The sequence below is a fragment of the Citrobacter sp. MGH106 genome (assembly GCF_001037495.1).
Taxonomy (GTDB): Bacteria; Pseudomonadota; Gammaproteobacteria; order Enterobacterales; family Enterobacteriaceae; genus Citrobacter; species Citrobacter murliniae.
This window is the reverse complement of record NZ_KQ089823.1, coordinates 118,656-139,163: the sequence shown is the minus strand read 5'-3', so window position 1 is coordinate 139,163 and position 20,508 is coordinate 118,656. Positions and strand designations below refer to the sequence as shown.

The window sequence follows — 20,508 nt, the reverse complement described above, 5'->3', positions numbered from 1 at the left end:
GCACCAGGCTTAGTGGGGGCTGACCCCATACATCTGGAGAATAACGATGATAAAACCGACGTTTTTACGCCGGGTAGCCATTGCTGCTCTGCTCTCAGGAAGTTGTTTTAGTGTTGCCGCCGCACCGCCGACACCCTCACCGGTGTCATACGGTGTTGAGGAAGATGTGTTCCATCCTGTGCGCGCGCAGCAGGGGATGGTGGCCTCCGTGGATGCGCTGGCTACGCAGGTTGGCGTTGATATCCTTAAGCAGGGTGGCAATGCTGTAGACGCCGCCGTTGCCGTTGGCTACGCGCTGGCGGTGACGCATCCTCAGGCGGGGAACCTGGGTGGCGGTGGGTTTATGCTGCTGCGCACCAAAGACGGAAAGACTACCGCGATTGATTTCCGTGAAATGGCGCCTGCTGGCGCAACCCGTGATATGTTCCTCGATGAACAGGGCAACGCTGATGCGAAAAAGTCGCTGACTTCACATCTGGCTTCCGGCACGCCAGGCACTGTGGCGGGTTTCTCGCTGGCTCTGGAAAAGTATGGCACCCTGCCGCTGAATAAAGTGGTGCGCCCGGCGATGAAGCTGGCCGAAGAGGGTTTTGTGGTTAACGATGCGCTGGCCGACGATCTAAAGACCTACGGCAGTGAAGTGATCCCAAACCACGAGAACAGCAAAGCCATTTTCTGGAAAGACGGTGAGCCGCTGAAAAAAGGCGACAAGCTGGTACAGGCAAACCTGGCGAAAAGCCTGGAAATGATTGCTGAGAACGGCCCGGATGCGTTTTATAAAGGGGCGATTGCCGATCAGATAGCCGCGGAGATGAAGAAGAACGGTGGTCTGATGACCAAAGAGGACTTAGCCACCTATAAAGCTGTGGAGCGTACGCCAATCAGCGGCGACTATCGTGGGTATCAGGTTTTCTCGATGCCGCCTCCATCCTCTGGCGGTATTCACATCGTGCAGATCCTTAATATTCTCGAAAACTTCGATATGAAGAAATACGGATTTGGCAGTGCCGATGCCATGCAGGTGATGGCGGAAGCGGAGAAACATGCCTACGCCGACCGTTCAGAGTATCTCGGCGATCCGGATTTTGTGAAGGTTCCGTGGCAGGCACTCACCGATAAGGCCTATGCCAAATCCCTTGCCGATCAGATTGATATCAATAAGGCCAGGCCTTCAAGCCAGATTAAGCCAGGTAAGCTTGCCCCATATGAAAGTAACCAGACCACCCACTTCTCGGTGGTGGATAAAGACGGTAATGCTGTGGCGGTGACCTACACCCTGAACACCACCTTTGGTACTGGTATTGTGGCGGGTAACACAGGCATTTTGCTCAATAACGAGATGGATGATTTTTCTGCCAAGCCAGGAGTCCCGAATGTCTACGGATTGGTAGGCGGCGATGCCAATGCCGTGGGGCCGAAGAAACGTCCGTTGTCGTCGATGTCACCGACCATCGTGGTCAAAGATGGTAAAACCTGGCTGGTCACTGGCAGCCCCGGCGGTAGCCGAATTATCACCACTGTGCTGCAAATGGTGGTGAACAGTATCGACTTTGGGATGAACGTTGCCGAAGCCACCAATGCGCCGCGCTTCCACCACCAGTGGTTGCCGGATGAACTGCGTGTGGAAAAAGGCTTCAGCCCGGATACTATCAAGCTGCTGGAGCAGAAGGGGCAGAAAGTGGTGCTGAAAGAGGCTATGGGTAGCACTCAGAGCATCATGGTTGGACCGGACGGCGCACTGTATGGTGCTTCCGATCCACGCTCTGTGGATGATTTAACGGCAGGGTTCTAAGGTTAGTGGCCTACATCGTCTGGAACGCTGTAGGCCTTATCTGTCGGTTACGGGAGATACCGTTGCTTCGATTCGGACCAGCGAAATATGTGACTGCTTTTATCCTGTAGATCAACGCGTTCCAGGTCATAAAACCCCTCGGTTTTTGCTGAACGCATTTTCAGGATGTATTTACTTTCGCTGATGTCGTGCTGTCGCGTTCCATCCTGATTCCAGTCTCCGGCGAGATCCTGATATTGGTAAACAAGGTCGGAAAAGACGTTGATTATCCTGTTATCTTTGATCGCGTAGAGCTCCAGCACTTCATAGAAGGCACCGCCGCCGGAATACGCATCAGAGTATCCGCCGCGTACCCCGAATGCCAGGGTATCGGGTGCGATCCGATAAGGGGCCAGATCCAGTTTGGTGTAATAGGCCAGCGGTCTGACCGATTCATCATTGCTCTCTTTCTCGGCAGCGTTATTCCATGTTGAAAGCTGGTCCAGCGGGTTTTCTGAACGTGCGATCGGCTGCAACTGTTGATTCTGCCAGGAAAATACGCCGAGATATAATTTATTGACGCGGCTGGTGCTGTAATTTTCCGGACAGCCGTTATCTGCGCGTTTCCTGGTTTGTTCTGCCTCTGCCTGATTATCTGCAAAACAGGCAACACCAATGTATTTCCCGTTTTTGCCCCAGGCTTTGGCACCGCTCATGATCAGGTTTTTGGGGTCTTCATTCGGCGCAACCCAGGCAATCCATTGGGCCACATCCAACCCTTGCGGAAGTTCGCCAAACCCTTTGGCAGGTGTCGCACCCATCATTTGTTCGGTGAAGATCTGCTTACCTTCCGGATGGTGAATGGCGCTGGGTACGGAGTCCAGATTCTGTACGGTCGTGGCATAGCCAGGGAAGATTGCTGCCAGCAGAACAAGCGAAAAAACCTTTTTCACAATGCGTCCTTTCAAGATAAAGGGCGATATAACTCGCCCAAAAAATTATTTCACCCGCGCCATAAAGTAAGCATCAACGTATTCACCGTTGCGCAGGCCGTATTTCTTGCCTGTGCCTTCGATTGCAAAACCATGCTTCTTATAGACCGCAACAGCAGGTTCATTATCGACAAACACTGTGAGCTCGATACGATCGACGCGCAGCCAGTTGTCGCACATATCAATCATCGTGCGAATTAGCGCGCTGGCAACGCCGCGGTTCTGCCATCGGGCATCTACACAGATACCAAAATCGGCGACGTGGCTACGGCGCGGGCGCTGTGCGACTTCAATGGAAAGATGCCCAACGACAATATCATCAACACAGGCGACCAGTTGTTTAATTCCAGATCGCTCGGCGAGTCTTTCCTGCCACATCTCCAAAGAAGGATGAGGAACCTGTAGCGTGTTGTGGTACACCTCCGGCTGGGCATGGATCTGACGAATTGCGTCGTAATCTTTCGGTTCAGCGTGGCGTATCACTATCTCACTCATTCCTTATCTCCTGCAGGGTTAATTGTGTATTTACACTCGCTGAGATTGAAAATGCCGTCAACTGCATTTTTTTGCAAAAAGAAGTGGACAAGTGCGAATGAGAATGATTATTATTGCTCTGCGTTCAGGGGAACCCTACGGAGAACCTGAAAGCACGACATTGCTCACATTGCTTCCAGTATTACTTTAGCCAGCCTTGCGCTGGCTTTTTTTTTGGCTCGGTTTCGGACTAGTTTGCTTGCCAGCTTAATCCCGGGCTGTGCTCACAATCCTCACATACTCTGTGTACGCTCCTGGCCCTGCGCGCTTGCCGTGAACAAACTGACGGCGACGCTGATGGTCGATTTTTTTGTTTTGTAGGCCGGATAAGGCCGCGCCACATCTGGCAAAGAATCCAATATTCAGTCTCCCCCCACTTTGCGCTATGGTGTAGACAATCACCTTCAAAAGGACTGTCCCATGACCTTACACTGCGCATTCATTGGTTTTGGTAAAAGCACCACGCGCTACCATTTGCCATACGTCCTTAACCGCAAAGAGAGCTGGCATGTTGCTCATATCTTCCGTCGTCATGCTAAACCGGAAGAGCAGGCACCCCAGTATTCACATATTCACTTCACCAGCGACCTCGACGAGATCTTAAACGATCCGCAGGTGAAACTGGTGATCGTTTGCACCCACGCCGATAGCCATTTTGAATACGCCAAACGTGCGCTGGAAGCAGGGAAAAGTGTACTGGTCGAGAAACCTTTCACCCCGACGCTGGCTGAAGCGAAAGTGTTGTTCGAACTGGCGAAAAGTAAGGGACTCACCGTTACTCCGTATCAGAACCGTCGGTTTGACTCCTGCTTCCTTACCGCCAAAAAAGCGATAGAGAGCGGCAAGTTGGGCGAGATTGTTGAGGTTGAAAGCCATTTCGACTACTACCGACCTGTTGCGGAAACCAAACCAGGGTTGCCGCAGGACGGTGCGTTTTATGGTCTGGGTGTGCACACGATGGATCAGATTATTTCGCTGTTTGGCCGCCCCGATCATGTGGCGTATGACATCCGTAGTCTGCGCAACAAAGCGAATCCGGATGATACCTTTGAAGCACAACTGTTCTACGGCGATCTGAAGGCGATTGTCAAAACCAGTCATCTGGTGAAAATCGACTACCCGAAGTTTATCGTCCACGGTACGAACGGTTCGTTTGTGAAGTACGGTATCGACCAACAGGAAACCAGCCTGAAAGCGAATATCATGCCGGGTGAACCCGGTTTTGCCGCCGACGATTCCATTGGGATGCTGGAGTACGTCAATGATGAAGGTGTGACGGTGAAAGAAGAGGTGAAACCGGAAGTGGGAGACTATGGTCGCGTCTATGATGCGCTGTACCAGACACTGACATCCGGTACGCCCAATTACGTCAAGGAATCTGAAGTTCTTACCAACCTGGAAATCCTCGAACGTGCGTTTGAACAGGCATCGCCTGCGACGATAACGCTCGCCAATTAGCGTTTACCGACTCCTCTGGGTTTGTTCATATTTTTTGAACAGAGGAGTCAATTTTCACCCTCTATGATCCCAGACTGATTAAGTCCACACTTACTTCATCGAAAACATCTGGGGGTGAACACAATGATCTATTTACGCAAAGCTAACGACCGTGGTCATGCTAATCATGGCTGGCTCGATTCCTGGCATACCTTCTCTTTTGCCAACTACTATGACCCGAATTTTATGGGGTTCTCTGCACTGCGCGTGATTAACGACGACGTTATCGACGCAGGTCAGGGTTTTGGTACTCACCCCCATAAAGATATGGAGATCCTGACCTACGTGCTCGAAGGCGCGGTAGAGCATCAGGACAGCATGGGCAACAAAGAGCAGGTTCCGGCTGGTGAATTCCAGATTATGAGCGCCGGGACGGGGATCCGTCACTCGGAGTACAATCCGAGCGATACTGAGAAGCTGCATCTGTATCAGATTTGGATCATTCCGCAGGAGAACGGTATTACGCCGCGTTACGAGCAACGTCGTTTCGATGCCGCTCAGGGCAAACAACTGGTGCTTTCGCCGGATGCTCGCGATGGTTCGCTTAAGGTTTATCAGGATATGGAGCTGTACCGTTGGGCGCTGGTCAAAGATGAGCAGTCAGTGCATCAGATTGCCGCTGAACGCCGCGTCTGGATCCAGGTGGTAAAAGGCAATGTGACTATTAATGGAACCAAAGCGTCCACCAGTGATGGACTGGCTATCTGGGACGAGCAGGCGATTTCTATCCATGCCGACAGTGATTGTGAAGTGTTACTGTTTGACCTGCCGCCAGTCTAATGTGCTGTAACCCTTTGTAGGCCGGATAAAACGCGAAAGCGTCGACATCCGGCTTTTCATCGTTTGTCATTAATTCCGCGCGTCCGTGGTAAACTGGGGATATCTATCCCCTTTTTAATACTTCAGGACGATGAAAAAGAAAAGACCCGTACTTCAGGATGTAGCCGACCGCGTGGGTGTGACCAAAATGACGGTCAGCCGCTTTTTGCGTAATCCGGAGCAGGTCTCCGTCGCGCTGCGGGGCAAAATTGCCGCTGCACTTGATGAGCTGGGTTATATTCCCAATCGTGCTCCTGATATCCTTTCTAACGCTACCAGCCGCGCTATCGGCGTACTGTTACCATCTCTTACCAACCAGGTTTTTGCTGAAGTATTACGCGGTATTGAGGCTGTTACTGACGCTCACGGTTATCAGACTATGCTGGCGCACTATGGCTATAAACCCGAGATGGAACAAGAGCGTCTGGAATCGATGCTGTCGTGGAATATCGATGGTCTGATCCTCACCGAACGTAGTCATACTCCCCGCACGTTAAAAATGATTGAAGTCGCGGGGATCCCGGTGGTTGAGCTGATGGATAGCCAGACTCCGTGTCTTGATATCGCTGTGGGTTTTGACAACTTCGAGGCTGCTCGCCAGATGACCGCCGCCATCATTGCTCGCGGACATCGCCATATTGCTTATCTTGGCGCGCGTCTTGATGAACGTACTATCATCAAACAAAGAGGCTACGAACAGGCAATGCGGGATGCGAACCTGGTGCCTTACAGCGTGATGGTGGAACAATCCTCTTCTTACTCCTCCGGTATTGAGCTAATCCGCCAGGCGCGACGTGAATATCCGCAACTGGACGGTGTCTTTTGTACCAACGATGACCTGGCTGTCGGGGCGGCATTTGAATGCCAGCGGTTAGGATTGAAAATCCCTGATGATATGGCGATTGCTGGTTTCCACGGTCACGATATCGGGCAGGTGATGGAGCCACGTCTGGCGAGTGTGCTCACGCCGCGTGAACGGATGGGCAGCATTGGCGCAGAACGTCTGCTGGCGCGTATCCGTGGTGAAACAGTTACCCCTAAAATGTTAGATTTAGGTTTCACCTTGTCACCGGGCGGATCTATTTAGCCCAACAAGTTTGAAGTAGCTCACACTTATACACTTCTGGCACGAATGGATATTGCTTCTCCATTTATCCGGTCGGACAATGTTACCGATAACAGTTACCCGTAACAATTTCCTGATTCTTGTACCAGTGGGGGCAACGCTTTGAGCACGACTAATCATGATCACCACGTTTACGTTCTGATGGGCGTATCGGGCAGCGGTAAATCTGCTGTCGCCAGCGAAGTGGCGCATCAACTGCAGGCCGCGTTTCTTGATGGCGATTTTCTCCATCCACGCAGCAACATCATGAAAATGGCTTCCGGTGAGCCGTTAAACGATGATGACCGTAAACCGTGGTTACAGGCGCTGAATGACGCCGCTTTTGCGATGCAGCGTACCAACAAAGTGTCGCTTATCGTCTGTTCTGCCTTGAAAAAACACTATCGTGACCTGCTGCGTGAAGGTAACCCGAATCTCTCTTTCATCTATCTGAAAGGGGAGTTTGACGTTATCGAAAGCCGCCTGAAGGAGCGTAAAGGCCACTTCTTCAAAACGCAGATGCTGGTGACCCAGTTTGAAACGCTGGAAGAACCGGGTGCAAACGAAAGTGATGTTCTGGTGGTGGATATCGATCAGCCGCTGGACGGTGTGGTAGCAAGCACCATTGAGGTCATTAACCAAGGCAGTAAGTAGTGAGTACATTAACGCTTGTTTTAACAGCAGTAGGGTCCGTTTTATTACTGCTGTTTTTAGTGATGAAGGCGCGTATGCACGCCTTCGTTGCTTTGATGGTGGTTTCTATAGGTGCAGGTCTCTTTTCCGGTATGCCGCTCGATAAAATCGCTGCGACTATGGAAAAAGGGATGGGAGGCACACTCGGTTTCCTGGCGATTGTGGTCGCTCTGGGAGCGATGTTCGGTAAGATTTTGCATGAGACCGGGGCGGTCGATCAGATTGCCGTCAAAATGCTGAAGTCCTTCGGCCACAGCCGCGCGCATTATGCGATTGGCCTGGCCGGCCTGATTTGCGCGCTGCCGCTGTTCTTTGAAGTTGCGATTGTGCTGCTGATAAGCGTGGCGTTCTCTATGGCGCGTCATACGGGCACCAACCTCGTGAAGCTGGTTATCCCGCTGTTTGCGGGTGTGGCGGCTGCTGCAGCGTTTCTGCTGCCGGGGCCTGCGCCAATGCTGCTGGCCTCTCAGATGCACGCCGATTTCGGCTGGATGATCCTGATTGGCCTGTGTGCGGCAATTCCTGGCATGATTATCGCCGGACCGTTGTGGGGCAATTTCATCAGTCGTTTCGTTGAACTGCATGTGCCGGACGATATTACCGAGCCGCATCTGGGCGAAGGCAAAATGCCGTCCTTTGGTTTCAGTCTCGCGCTTATCCTGCTGCCGCTGGTATTGGTTGGCCTGAAAACCATTGCTGCTCGCTTTGTGCCGGTCGGTTCTACCGCTTACGAATGGTTTGAGTTTATTGGTCACCCGTTCACCGCGATTCTGGTCGCCTGCCTGGTCGCTATTTATGGTCTGGCAATCCGTCAGGGTATGGCGAAGGACCGCGTGATGGAGATCTGTGGTCACGCGTTGCAACCTGCGGGGATTATTCTGCTGGTGATTGGTGCTGGCGGCGTGTTCAAGCAGGTGCTGGTGGATTCTGGTGTCGGTCCGGCACTGGGTGAAGCGTTAACCGGCATGGGGCTGCCAATTGCCATTACCTGCTTTGTGCTGGCGGCTGCGGTTCGTATCATCCAGGGTTCCGCGACGGTGGCCTGCTTAACGGCGGTCGGTCTGGTGATGCCAGTGATTGAACAGCTGAACTTCTCCGGGGCGCAGATGGCGGCGCTGTCTATTTGCATCGCGGGTGGTTCTATCGTGGTCAGCCACGTCAATGACGCTGGTTTCTGGCTGTTCGGTAAATTCACCGGTGCGACTGAAGCACAAACGCTGAAGACCTGGACGATGATGGAAACTATCCTCGGAACGGTCGGTGCAATTGTCGGTATGATTGCCTTTCAGCTCCTGAGCTGAGTTAGAAAGCCCGGTGGCGCTTGCGCTTACCGGGCCTACAAACTGGCACATATCCACACCGTAGGCCGGGTAAGGCGAAGCCGCCTCCCGGCGTAAAACGAGTACATCACCCCTTCATCCACATCCGCACACCATCCAGGAACATCTGGGTCGCCATCATCACCAGAATCAGCCCCATCAGGCGTTCCAGCGCATTAACACCTTTCTCGCCCAGCAGACGCAAAAACAGCGATGACTGTAGCAAGATCACAAATGTACCGCCCCAGGCGATCAGCAGTGCAATCACCAGATGTCCCATCTGATTCGGGTATTGATGCGATAACAGCATCAACGATGCCAGGATAGTCGGTCCTGCAACCAGTGGAATGGCCAACGGCACGATAAAGGGCTCTTCACCCGCCGGAAGTCCGGTGCTATTGCCGGTTGCGCTGGGGAAAATCATCTTGATGGCAATCAGGAACAAAATGATGCCCCCGGAGATGGAGACGGTTTCCGCTCGCAGGTTAAGAAATGCCAGAATTTTCTCGCCCGCGAACAGGAATATCAGCATCACCAACAGCGCAATAAACAGCTCGCGAACCATAATCGCGCGACGACGTTTAGGTTCGGTATGTTTCAATACGGACATGAAAATGGGCAGATTTCCGAGCGGGTCCATAATCAGGATCAATAAAACTGCCGCAGAAATGATTTCATTCATAAGTCAAATTCCCTGATAATTACAGCGGACTTTCTGCTTGCTTGCGCAGCGGGATAAGTCGCATTACTGATGGCTTCGCTATCATTGATTAATTTCACTTGCGACTTTGGCTGCTTTTTGTATGGTGAAGGATAGGCCAGTAGGATACTGGTTAGCATACACAGCACACATCTCTGCAGGAAAAAACGCTATGAAAAATGTTGGTTTTATCGGCTGGCGCGGTATGGTCGGCTCTGTACTCATGCAACGCATGGTAGAAGAACGTGACTTCGACGCCATTCGCCCTGTTTTCTTTTCTACTTCCCAGCTCGGACAGGCGGCACCGACGTTTGGTACGACCTCCACTGGCATGCTTCAGGATGCATTTGATCTGGAAGCGCTGAAGGCGCTCGACATCATTGTGACCTGTCAGGGCGGCGATTATACCAACGAAATCTATCCAAAGCTTCGTGAAAGCGGTTGGCAAGGGTACTGGATTGATGCGGCATCTTCGCTGCGTATGAAAGACGATGCCATCATTATCCTCGATCCGGTTAACCAGGATGTGATTACCGACGGTCTGAACAAAGGCGTTAAGACCTTTGTCGGCGGTAACTGCACCGTTAGTCTGATGCTGATGTCACTCGGCGGCCTGTTTGCCAACGATCTGGTGGACTGGGTATCCGTAGCAACCTACCAGGCGGCTTCCGGCGGCGGTGCGCGTCATATGCGTGAACTCCTCTCCCAGATGGGCCATCTGTATAGCCATGTGGCCGATGAACTGGCGACCCCTTCTTCTGCTATTCTCGATATCGAACGTAAAGTGACAACCCTGTCCCGCAGCGGTGACCTGCCGGTTGATAACTTTGGCGTACCGCTGGCCGGGAGCCTGATTCCGTGGATCGACAAACAGCTCGATAACGGTCAGAGCCGCGAAGAGTGGAAAGGGCAGGCAGAAACCAACAAAATTCTCAACACGTCTTCCGTGATCCCGGTGGATGGTCTTTGCGTGCGCGTAGGCGCACTGCGCTGCCACAGCCAGGCGTTCACCATTAAACTGAAAAAAGATGTGTCAATTCCGACCGTGGAAGAACTGCTGGCAGCTCACAATCCATGGGCGAAAGTGGTGCCTAACGATCGGGATATCACTATGCGTGAGTTAACCCCTGCGGCCGTAACCGGTACGCTTTCCACGCCAGTAGGCCGTCTGCGTAAGCTGAATATGGGACCGGAGTTCCTGTCAGCCTTTACCGTTGGCGACCAACTGCTCTGGGGTGCTGCTGAGCCACTGCGCCGGATGCTGCGTCAACTGGCGTAATGATGACTGCCTGACGGCACTCTATTTATCTGGCCTGCACATGACGTGAGTCAGTAGGCCAGGTTAGACGAGTTCGTCATCAGGCAGATGATAATCATGTGTAAACAATGGGTGCTGAGTCGCCCTTTTTTTTGCGTAATACAGGAGTAAGCGCAGATGTTTCATTTTTTACCGGGAGTAAGATAAAGCATTGGCTATTCTTTAAGGGTGGCTTAGTACCGGAGGTATTAAGTTGTTGCCTGAAGGTGGGACGACGCAGAGAGGATGCACAATTGTGCTGCGCCGTTCAGGTCAAAAAAATGTCACTACCTGATGTCGAAAATCAGTTGGAAGGGGTGACACATAAAACAGGATGACAACCATGTCCGTTCGTGTTGATAGAGACGTGATTAATGCGCTAATTGCAGGCCATTTTGCGGATCCTTTTTCCGTACTCGGTATGCACCAAACTGAAGCGGGACTTGAAGTCCGTGCCCTATTGCCTGACGCCACCGAAGTGTGGGTGATCGAACCTAAAACCGGACGCAAAGTCGGCAAACTGGACTGTCTCGACTCTCGCGGTTTTTTCTGTGCTGTACTTCCCCGACGTAAAAATTTCTTTCGCTATCAACTGGCTGTTGTCTGGCATGGACAGCAGAATCTGATTGATGACCCTTACCGTTTTGGCCCACTAATACAAGATATGGATGCCTGGCTGCTGTCTGAAGGGACGCATCTGCGCCCCTACGAAACGCTGGGCGCACATGCGGATACCATGGACGGCGTAACAGGTACTCGTTTCTCCGTCTGGGCGCCGAATGCACAACGTGTCTCGGTAGTCGGGCAGTTCAATTACTGGGATGGACGCCGACACCCGATGCGTCTGCGTAAAGAGAGCGGCATCTGGGAGCTGTTTATCCCCGGTGCACAGCATGGTCAGCTATATAAGTACGAGATGATCGATGCTAACGGCAAGCTACGCATCAAAGCTGATCCTTACGCTTTTGAAGCGCAAATGCGTCCTGAAACAGCATCGCTGATCTGTGGTTTGCCGGAAAAAGTCGTGCAAACTGAGGAGCGTAAAAAAGCTAACCAGTTTGATGCTCCGATCTCTATCTATGAAGTCCATCTGGGCTCATGGCGTCGCCATACGGACAACAATTTTTGGTTGAGCTACCGCGAACTTGCGGATCAGCTAATCCCCTACGTGAAGTGGATGGGGTTTACCCACCTTGAGTTGCTGCCAATTAACGAACATCCGTTCGATGGTAGCTGGGGTTACCAGCCGACTGGCATGTACGCACCGACCCGTCGTTTCGGCACGCGCGATGACTTCCGCTATTTCGTGAATGCCGCGCATCAGGCCGGGCTGAATGTCATCCTTGACTGGGTGCCGGGCCATTTTCCGTCGGACGATTTTGGGCTGGCAGAGTTTGATGGCACCAATTTGTATGAACACAGCGATCCGCGCGAAGGGTATCACCAGGACTGGAACACGCTGATATACAACTACGGTCGCCGTGAAGTCAGCAACTATCTGGTGGGCAACGCCCTGTACTGGATTGAACGATTTGGCATTGACGCGCTACGGGTCGATGCCGTGGCGTCGATGATCTATCGCGATTACAGTCGTAAGGAAGGGGAATGGGTTCCTAACGAATTCGGCGGGCGCGAAAACCTCGAAGCCATTGAGTTTTTGCGTAATACCAACCGTATTCTTGGTGAACAGGTACCTGGTGCTGTGAGCATGGCGGAGGAATCCACCGACTTTGCCGGAGTATCGAGACCGCAGGATATGGGCGGCTTAGGTTTCTGGTACAAGTGGAACCTGGGCTGGATGCATGACACGCTGGACTACATGAAGCTGGATCCGATTTATCGTCAGCATCATCACGATAAGCTGACTTTCGGCATGCTCTACAACTATACCGAAAACTTTGTTCTGCCGTTGTCCCACGATGAAGTGGTGCACGGTAAGAAATCGATCCTTGATCGCATGCCAGGCGACGCGTGGCAGAAGTTTGCCAATCTACGTGCCTACTATGGCTGGATGTGGGCCTTCCCCGGCAAGAAACTGCTGTTTATGGGTAACGAATTTGCCCAGGGACGAGAATGGAACCACGATGCCAGCCTCGACTGGCATTTGCTGGAAGGGGGCGATAACTGGCATCACGGCGTACAACGCCTGGTACGTGATTTGAACCACACCTACCGTCACCACAAGGCGCTGCATGAGCTCGACTTTGACGGGTATGGGTTCGAATGGCTGGTGGTGGACGACAACGAGCGTTCGGTGCTGATTTTTGTCCGTCGTGACAAAGCTGGCAACGAAATTATTGTCGCCAGCAACTTTACGCCAGTGCCACGTTACGGCTATCGCTTTGGCATCAATCAGCCGGGTAAATGGCGTGAGATCCTTAATACTGACTCGATGCATTACCACGGCAGCAATACCGGTAATGGCGGCGTGGTACACAGCGATGAAATCGCCAGCCATGGTCGTCAGCACTCGTTGAGTCTCACCTTGCCTCCGCTGGCCACGATTTGGCTGGTTCGGGAGGGGTGATGACGCAACTGGCAATCGGTAACGCCACCCCCCACGGTGCCATGTATGACGGTCATGGCGTCAATTTTACACTCTTCTCGGCCCACGCTGAGCGCGTTGAGCTATGCGTCTTCGATGAGCAAGGCTGCGAGCACCGCTATGACCTGCCTGGACGTAGCGGTGATGTCTGGCACGGTTATCTGGCCGGTGCCAGACCGGGTTTGCGTTATGGTTATCGTGTACATGGGCCGTGGCAACCTGGGCAAGGTCATCGTTTTAACCCGGCGAAACTGCTGATTGACCCCTGTGCACGCCGCGTGGAAGGCGAGTTAAAAGATAACCCGCTGCTACACGGTGGGGTGGATGAGCCGGATCATCGTGACAATGCGGAGATTGCGCTCAAGTGCGTGGTGGTATCAGACCGATATGACTGGGAGGATGATGTCCCGCCGCGTACACCGTGGGGCAACACCGTCATTTACGAAGCACACGTCAAAGGACTGACGTATCTGCACCCCGATATCCCGGAGGATATTCGCGGCACGTACAAAGCGCTCGGTCATCCGGTGATGATTGACTATTTCAGGCACCTTGGCATTACCGCGCTGGAGCTGCTGCCAGTGGCGCATTTCGCCAGCGAACCCCGTCTTCAACGGCTGGGATTATCTAACTACTGGGGTTACAACCCGTTGGCGATGTTTGCGCTGCATCCGGCTTATGCCTGCTCGCCAGAGAGCGCTCTTGATGAGTTTCGTGACGCGGTGAAAGCGCTGCACAAAGCGGGTATTGAGGTCATTCTCGATATCGTTTTAAACCACAGCGCCGAGTTGGATCTTGAGGGGCCGCTCTTCTCGCTGCGCGGAATTGATAACCGTAGCTATTATTGGATTAGGGAAGATGGTGATTACTACAACTGGACCGGCTGTGGGAACACCATCAATCTGAGCCATCCCGGTGTGGTGGAGTATGCGTGTGAATGCCTGCGTTATTGGGTTGAAACCTGCCACGTGGATGGTTTTCGTTTCGATTTAGCTTCCGTTATGGGGCGCACGCCTGCGTTTCGTCAGGATGCACCGCTGTTTACCGCCATCCAAAACTGTCCGTTGCTCTCACGCGTTAAGCTGATTGCAGAGCCGTGGGATATTGGTGAAGGCGGTTATCAGGTGGGTAATTTCCCACCACCGTTTGTCGAATGGAATGACCATTTCCGCGACGCAATCCGACGCTTCTGGCTACAGCGTAATCTGTCGCTGGGGGAGTTTGCTGGACGTTTTGCAGCATCCAGCGATGTGTTTAAACGCAATGGTCGTAAACCCAGCGCCACGGTTAATCTGGTTACTGCGCATGACGGTTTTACGCTGCGCGACTGTGTGTGCTTCACAAATAAGCACAATGAAGCGAACGGTGAGGAAAATCGGGACGGCACTAGCAATAACTACAGTGATAATCATGGTAAAGAAGGGTTAGGCGGCACGCTGGACCTGATTGAAAGGCGGCGCGACAGCATTCATGCCCTGTTAACGACGCTGTTGCTCTCTCAGGGGACGCCGATGTTGTTGGCGGGCGATGAGCATGGTCATAGCCAGCACGGCAACAATAACGCTTACTGCCAGGATAACGCTTTAACCTGGCTGGACTGGCAGCAGGCAAACAGTGGGCTAACCGCATTTACCGCCGCCTTGATTCATCTTCGCCGGCAGATCCCCGCGTTAACAAACGATCGCTGGTGGGAAGAGGGTGATGGCAATGTCCGTTGGCTGAACAAGTATGCACAACCCTTAAGTGCGGATGAGTGGCAAAACGGCCTGAAGCAGATGGAAATCCTGCTTTCAGAGCGTTTTTTGATTGCGATAAACGCTTCGCTTGAGGTGACAGATATCGTTTTACCTGAAGGGGAATGGCACGCCATCCCCCCATTTGCCGGAGAGGATAATCCGGTGCTTACGGCTGTCTGGCAGGGACCTGCGCACGGACTGTGTGTGTTCCAGAGAAGATAAAAAAGGAGTTAGTCATGGTGAGTTTAGATAAGAACGATCGTGTAATGTTGGCGCGCCAGCTGCCATTGAAATCTGTTGCCCTAATCCTGGCCGGTGGCCGCGGGACACGCCTGAAAGATTTAACCAACAAACGCGCCAAGCCAGCCGTACACTTTGGCGGTAAGTTCCGCATTATCGATTTTGCTTTATCCAACTGTCTTAACTCCGGGATCCGCCGTATTGGCGTGATCACGCAGTACCAGTCGCACACGCTGGTACAGCATATCCAGCGCGGTTGGTCGTTCTTCAGCGAAGAGATGAACGAGTTTGTCGACCTGCTTCCTGCTCAGCAAAGAATGCAGGGGGAAAACTGGTATCGCGGAACGGCAGATGCGGTAACGCAAAACCTGGACATCATTCGACGCTATAAAGCGGAGTATGTGGTGATACTCGCGGGGGATCATATTTACAAACAGGACTACTCGCGCATGCTGATCGACCACGTTGAGAAGGGCGCTCGCTGCACCGTAGCCTGTATGCCGGTACCGATTGAAGAGGCCAGCGCATTTGGCGTAATGGATGTGGACGAAAACGACAAAATTATCGAATTCGTTGAAAAACCGGCAAATCCGCCAGCCATGCCAAATGATCCAACAAAATCCCTCGCCAGTATGGGGATCTACGTATTTGACGCCGATTATCTCTATGAACTGTTGGCGGAAGATGACCTGGACGAAAACTCAAGCCATGACTTCGGCAAAGATATCATCCCGAAAATCACCGAAGCGGGTATGGCGTTTGCACATCCTTTCCCGTTGTCCTGCGTACAGTCCGACCCGGAATCCGAGCCGTACTGGCGTGATGTTGGAACATTGGAGGCCTACTGGAAGGCGAACCTCGATCTGGCTTCGGTAACGCCTGAACTGGACATGTATGACCAGGACTGGCCAATTCGTACACATATGGAATCACTGCCACCAGCGAAGTTCGTGCAGGACCGTTCCGGTAGCCACGGAATGACGCTGAACTCGCTGGTTTCCGGTGGGTGTATTATTTCCGGTTCGGTGGTGGTGCAGTCCGTGCTGTTCCCGCGGGTGCGGGTGAATTCATTCTGTAACATTGATTCGGCAGTGTTGTTACCTGAAGTGTGGGTAGGGCGTTCGTGCCGGTTACGTCGCTGTATCATCGACCGCGCCTGCGTTATCCCTGAAGGTATGGTCATTGGTGAAAATGCGGAAGAAGATGCACGTCGCTTCTACCGTTCAGAGGAAGGCATTGTGCTGGTCACGCGTGAAATGCTACGCAAACTGCAGATCAAACAGGAGCGATAATGCAGGTTTTACACGTATGTTCAGAGATGTTTCCCCTGTTAAAAACCGGGGGACTGGCGGATGTGATTGGGGCATTGCCCGCTGCGCAAATTGCGGACGGAGTGGATGCCCGCGTGCTGCTCCCGGCGTTTCCCGATATTCGCCGTGGTATCCCTGATGCGCAGGTTGTAACGCGCCGGGATACCTTTGCTGGCAGAATCACCTTGCTGTTCGGACATTACAACGGTGTCGGCATTTACCTGATTGATGCGCCGCATCTCTATGACCGCCCCGGCAGCCCGTATCACGACACAAATCTGTTTGCTTATACCGATAACGTCCTGCGCTTTGCACTGCTCGGCTGGGTCGGATGTGAAATGGCCTGTGGTCTTGATCCATTCTGGCGCCCGGATGTGGTGCACGCGCACGACTGGCATGCCGGGTTGGCCCCGGCGTATCTGGCGGCGCGCGGCCATCCGGCGAAGTCTGTGTTCACTGTGCACAATCTGGCGTATCAAGGCATGTTTTATGCAAAGCATATGGATGACATCCAATTGCCATGGTCGTTCTTTAATGTGCATGGTCTGGAGTTCAATGGGCAGATTTCCTTCCTGAAGGCCGGTTTGTACTACGCCGACCACATTACGGCGGTCAGCCCGACCTATGCGCGGGAAATCACTGAGCCGCAGTTTGCCTACGGGATGGAAGGTTTGTTGCAGCAGCGCCATCGCGAGGGGCGTCTTTCCGGCGTGCTGAACGGTGTCGATGAAAACATCTGGAGTCCGGAAACGGACTTGCTGTTGGCATCGCGCTATACCCGCGATACGTTGGAGGATAAAGCAGAGAACAAGCGTCAGTTGCAGATTGCAATGGGGCTTAAGGTTAACGATAAAGTGCCGCTCTTTGCAGTGGTAAGTCGCCTGACCAGCCAGAAAGGTTTGGACCTGGTGCTGGAAGCGCTGCCGGGTTTGTTAGAGCAGGGTGGACAGCTGGCGTTACTCGGCGCGGGCGATCCGGTGTTGCAGGAGGGGTTCCTGGCCGCTGCAGCAGAGCATCCAGGGCAGGTGGGGGTGCAGATTGGTTATCACGAGGCCTTCTCTCATCGCATCATGGGTGGGGCCGATGTCATTCTGGTTCCCAGCCGCTTTGAGCCATGTGGCTTAACGCAATTGTATGGACTGAAGTACGGCACGCTGCCGCTGGTGCGGCGCACCGGTGGGCTGGCTGATACGGTGTCTGATAGTTCGCTGGAAAACCTGGCGGACGGTATCGCCAGTGGGTTTGTATTTGAAGATAGTAATGCCTGGTCGCTGTTGCGGGCGATTCGGCGTGCTTTCGTATTGTGGTCCCGGCCTTCGCTTTGGCGGTTTGTACAACGTCAGGCCATGACCATGGATTTTAGCTGGCAAGTCGCGGCGAAGTCTTACCGTGAGCTTTACTATCGCTTGAAATAGATATCCAGGAATCACCTATATGAATGCTCCATTTACTTATGCATCGCCCACACTCAGCGTAGAGGCACTTAAGCATTCTATTGCCTATAAGCTGATGTTCACTATTGGTAAAGATCCGGTCATTGCCAATAAACATGAGTGGCTGAACGCCACATTATTCGCGGTGCGGGATCGTCTCGTGGAGCGCTGGCTGCGTTCTAACCGTGCGCAATTGTCTCAGGAAACTCGCCAGGTCTATTATCTGTCAATGGAGTTTCTGATTGGCCGCACACTTTCTAATGCACTGTTATCGTTGGGAATCTACGACGATGTAAAAAATGCACTGGAAGGTATGGGGTTAGATCTCGAAGATCTGATCGACGAAGAAAATGACCCCGGCCTCGGAAACGGTGGTCTCGGGCGTCTGGCAGCCTGTTTCCTGGATTCTCTGGCGACGCTGGGCCTGCCGGGACGTGGTTACGGTATTCGTTATGACTACGGCATGTTCAAACAGAACATTGTTGATGGCCGACAGAAAGAATCCCCGGACTACTGGCTGGAATATGGTAACCCGTGGGAGTTTAAACGCCACAATACCCGCTACAAAGTACGTTTTGGCGGTCGTATTCAGCAGGAAGGCAAGAAAACGCGCTGGATTGAAACTGAAGAGATCCTCGCGGTGGCTTACGACCAGATTATCCCGGGCTACGATACCGACGCCACCAACACGCTGCGCCTGTGGAACGCCCAGGCCAGTAGCGAAATCAACCTTGGTAAATTTAACCAGGGGGATTACTTCGCGGCGGTGGAAGATAAAAACCACTCCGAGAACGTATCTCGTGTGCTATATCCGGATGACTCCACCTATTCAGGGCGCGAGCTGCGTTTGCGTCAGGAGTACTTTCTGGTCTCCTCCACGGCGCAGGACATCCTGAGTCGTCATTATCAGTTGCACAAAACCTACGACAATCTGGCGGATAAAATCGCCATTCACCTCAACGATACCCATCCGGTGCTGTCTATTCCGGAGCTGATGCGCCTGCTTATTGATGAGCACAAATTTAGCTGGGATGACGCGTTTGAAGTGTGCTGTCAGGTCTTCTCTTACACCAACCACACGTTAATGAGTGAAGCGCTGGAAACCTGGCCGGTCGATATGCTGGGTAAAATTTTGCCGCGCCATCTGCAAATCATCTTTGAGATTAACGATTACTTCCTGAAAACGTTACAGGAGCAGTATCCGAATGATACCGGCCTGTTGGGGCGGACGTCGATCATTGATGAATCCAACGGTCGTCGTGTGCGTATGGCATGGCTGGCGGTAGTGGTGAGCCATAAAGTGAACGGCGTTTCTGAGCTGCACTCCAACCTGATGGTGCAGTCGTTGTTTGCGGATTTTGCGAAGATTTTCCCGACGCGCTTCTGTAATGTGACCAACGGTGTGACTCCTCGTCGCTGGCTGGCGCTGGCGAACCCGCCGCTCTCCGATGTGCTGGATGAGAATATTGGCCGCACCTGGCGTACCGATCTCAGCCAGCTCAGCGAGCTTGAGCAGCACTGTGATTATCCGCTGGTGAATCACGCAGTGCGCCAGGCAAAGCTGGAGAATAAAAAGCGTCTGGCTGCGCTCATTGCCCAACAGCTTAACGTGGTAGTGAACCCGAAATCGCTGTTTGACGTGCAGATCAAACGTATTCATGAGTACAAACGGCAGTTGATGAATGTGCTGCATGTGATCACCCGCTACAACCGCATTAAGGACGATCCTGAAGCCGAGTGGGTACCACGCGTAAATATCTTCGCCGGTAAGGCTGCTTCGGCCTATTACATGGCGAAGCACATTATTCATCTTATCAACGATGTCGCTAAAGTGATCAATAACGATCCGCAGATTGGCGACAAGCTGAAGGTGGTGTTTATTCCCAATTACAGTGTCAGCCTGGCGCAGGTGATCATTCCTGCAGCCGACCTGTCTGAACAGATTTCTCTGGCAGGGACGGAAGCTTCCGGTACCAGCAATATGAAGTTTGCTCTGAACGGAGCGCTGACTATTGGCACGCTGGACGGAGCAAACGTCGAGATGCTGGAGCATGTGGGTGCGGAAAATATCTTTATCTTCGGTAATACAGCGGAAGAAGTCGAAGCATTACGCAGTAAAGGCTACAAACCGCGTGAATATTACGAGAAAGATGAAGAATTGCATCAGGTGCTGACGCAAATCGGCAGCGGCGTATTCAGCCCTGAGGAGCCGGGACGCTATCGCGATCTGGTGGACTCGTTAATCAACTTTGGCGACCACTACCAGGTGCTGGCGGATTACCGCAGCTATGTCGATTGCCAGGATAAGGTAGACGAACTGTATCGCCGTCCGGAAGAGTGGACCACGAAGTCGATGATCAATATCGCCAATATGGGGTACTTCTCATCAGACAGGACGATCAAAGAGTATGCCGAAAACATCTGGCATATTGATTCGGTGCGGTTGTAACAAGGGATAGGATGACCTGTAGGCCGGATAAGGCGTTAGCCGCCATCCGGCAAAAGGCCCGGTGGCTC

Annotated in this window: 15 protein-coding genes; 12 read left to right on the top strand and 3 right to left on the bottom strand. The window is 52.8% G+C overall.

What is annotated here, in order from left to right:
* The first annotated feature begins 46 nt into the window (after positions 1-46).
* A complete protein-coding gene (ggt, locus tag SK36_RS20285; RefSeq protein ID WP_048222939.1) occupies positions 47-1,792 on the top strand; it encodes a gamma-glutamyltransferase in 1,746 nt (581 codons plus the stop codon).
* A gap of 47 nt (positions 1,793-1,839) precedes the next feature.
* Here the strand turns inward: ggt and SK36_RS20280 are convergent, their stop codons facing one another.
* Positions 1,840-2,724, bottom strand: a complete 885-nt coding sequence (locus tag SK36_RS20280; RefSeq protein WP_048222936.1) for a hypothetical protein — start codon at positions 2,722-2,724, stop codon at positions 1,840-1,842.
* 45 nt (positions 2,725-2,769) lie between these two features.
* Positions 2,770-3,258, bottom strand: a complete 489-nt coding sequence (gene yhhY / locus SK36_RS20275) for an N-acetyltransferase (RefSeq protein WP_045448505.1) — start codon at positions 3,256-3,258, stop codon at positions 2,770-2,772.
* Positions 3,259-3,717: 459 nt separating this feature from the next.
* Between yhhY and SK36_RS20270 the strand changes: the two genes are divergently transcribed.
* From SK36_RS20270 to gntU, 5 genes are all read left to right on the top strand, one after another.
* Positions 3,718-4,755, top strand: a complete 1,038-nt coding sequence (locus SK36_RS20270; RefSeq protein ID WP_048222933.1) for an oxidoreductase — start codon at positions 3,718-3,720, stop codon at positions 4,753-4,755.
* 123 nt (positions 4,756-4,878) lie between these two features.
* On the top strand, positions 4,879-5,574 hold the full coding sequence (gene yhhW / locus SK36_RS20265; protein ID WP_048222930.1) for a quercetin 2,3-dioxygenase: 696 nt from the start codon (positions 4,879-4,881) through the stop codon (positions 5,572-5,574).
* Positions 5,575-5,704: 130 nt separating this feature from the next.
* A complete protein-coding gene (gntR, locus tag SK36_RS20260) occupies positions 5,705-6,700 on the top strand; it encodes a gluconate operon transcriptional repressor GntR (protein ID WP_045448499.1) in 996 nt (331 codons plus the stop codon).
* A 141-nt stretch (positions 6,701-6,841) separates the two neighbouring features.
* Entirely contained in the window at positions 6,842-7,372 is a 531-nt protein-coding gene (gntK, locus tag SK36_RS20255) for a gluconokinase (RefSeq protein WP_045448497.1), read from the top strand.
* On the top strand, positions 7,372-8,712 hold the full coding sequence (gene gntU / locus SK36_RS20250; protein ID WP_045448495.1) for a gluconate transporter: 1,341 nt from the start codon (positions 7,372-7,374) through the stop codon (positions 8,710-8,712). Before gntK ends, gntU begins: the two co-directional genes overlap by 1 nt.
* A gap of 106 nt (positions 8,713-8,818) precedes the next feature.
* On the opposite strand, the gene yhgN is transcribed toward gntU, so the two are convergent.
* A complete protein-coding gene (gene yhgN / locus SK36_RS20245; protein WP_045448493.1) occupies positions 8,819-9,412 on the bottom strand; it encodes an NAAT family transporter YhgN in 594 nt (197 codons plus the stop codon).
* Positions 9,413-9,602: 190 nt separating this feature from the next.
* On the opposite strand from yhgN, the gene asd reads away from it, so the two are divergent.
* The 6 genes from asd (at position 9,603) to glgP (ending at position 20,440) form a co-directional block, all read left to right on the top strand.
* A complete protein-coding gene (gene asd / locus SK36_RS20240; protein ID WP_045448491.1) occupies positions 9,603-10,709 on the top strand; it encodes an aspartate-semialdehyde dehydrogenase in 1,107 nt (368 codons plus the stop codon).
* Between the two features lie 361 nt (positions 10,710-11,070).
* Positions 11,071-13,254, top strand: a complete 2,184-nt coding sequence (gene glgB, locus SK36_RS20235) for a 1,4-alpha-glucan branching enzyme (protein ID WP_048222925.1) — start codon at positions 11,071-11,073, stop codon at positions 13,252-13,254.
* Positions 13,254-15,230, top strand: a complete 1,977-nt coding sequence (gene glgX / locus SK36_RS20230) for a glycogen debranching protein GlgX (RefSeq protein WP_048222923.1) — start codon at positions 13,254-13,256, stop codon at positions 15,228-15,230. Before glgB ends, glgX begins: the two co-directional genes overlap by 1 nt.
* A 14-nt stretch (positions 15,231-15,244) precedes the next feature.
* Positions 15,245-16,540 (top strand): glucose-1-phosphate adenylyltransferase, encoded by a 1,296-nt coding sequence (gene glgC, locus SK36_RS20225; RefSeq protein WP_045448484.1) that lies wholly within the window; start codon positions 15,245-15,247, stop codon positions 16,538-16,540.
* Positions 16,540-17,973 (top strand): glycogen synthase GlgA, encoded by a 1,434-nt coding sequence (gene glgA, locus SK36_RS20220; RefSeq protein ID WP_045448482.1) that lies wholly within the window; start codon positions 16,540-16,542, stop codon positions 17,971-17,973. The genes glgC and glgA overlap by 1 nt, the downstream gene beginning before the upstream one ends.
* A 19-nt stretch (positions 17,974-17,992) precedes the next feature.
* The gene (gene glgP / locus SK36_RS20215; protein WP_048222920.1) at positions 17,993-20,440 is read left to right on the top strand and encodes a glycogen phosphorylase; all 2,448 of its coding nucleotides are present in this window, start codon (positions 17,993-17,995) and stop codon (positions 20,438-20,440) included.
* Positions 20,441-20,508 lie beyond the last annotated feature (68 nt).

Coding starts and splice junctions, on each gene's coding strand:
- ggt (WP_048222939.1), top strand. CDS start 47: ATGATAAAACCGACGTTTTTACGCCGGGTAGCCATTGCTGCTCTGCTC.
- yhhW (WP_048222930.1), top strand. CDS start 4,879: ATGATCTATTTACGCAAAGCTAACGACCGTGGTCATGCTAATCATGGC.
- glgA (WP_045448482.1), top strand. CDS start 16,540: ATGCAGGTTTTACACGTATGTTCAGAGATGTTTCCCCTGTTAAAAACC.
- yhgN (WP_045448493.1), bottom strand. CDS start 9,412: ATGAATGAAATCATTTCTGCGGCAGTTTTATTGATCCTGATTATGGAC.
- SK36_RS20270 (WP_048222933.1), top strand. CDS start 3,718: ATGACCTTACACTGCGCATTCATTGGTTTTGGTAAAAGCACCACGCGC.
- glgC (WP_045448484.1), top strand. CDS start 15,245: ATGGTGAGTTTAGATAAGAACGATCGTGTAATGTTGGCGCGCCAGCTG.
- yhhY (WP_045448505.1), bottom strand. CDS start 3,258: ATGAGTGAGATAGTGATACGCCACGCTGAACCGAAAGATTACGACGCA.
- glgB (WP_048222925.1), top strand. CDS start 11,071: ATGTCCGTTCGTGTTGATAGAGACGTGATTAATGCGCTAATTGCAGGC.
- gntR (WP_045448499.1), top strand. CDS start 5,705: ATGAAAAAGAAAAGACCCGTACTTCAGGATGTAGCCGACCGCGTGGGT.
- asd (WP_045448491.1), top strand. CDS start 9,603: ATGAAAAATGTTGGTTTTATCGGCTGGCGCGGTATGGTCGGCTCTGTA.
- glgX (WP_048222923.1), top strand. CDS start 13,254: ATGACGCAACTGGCAATCGGTAACGCCACCCCCCACGGTGCCATGTAT.
- glgP (WP_048222920.1), top strand. CDS start 17,993: ATGAATGCTCCATTTACTTATGCATCGCCCACACTCAGCGTAGAGGCA.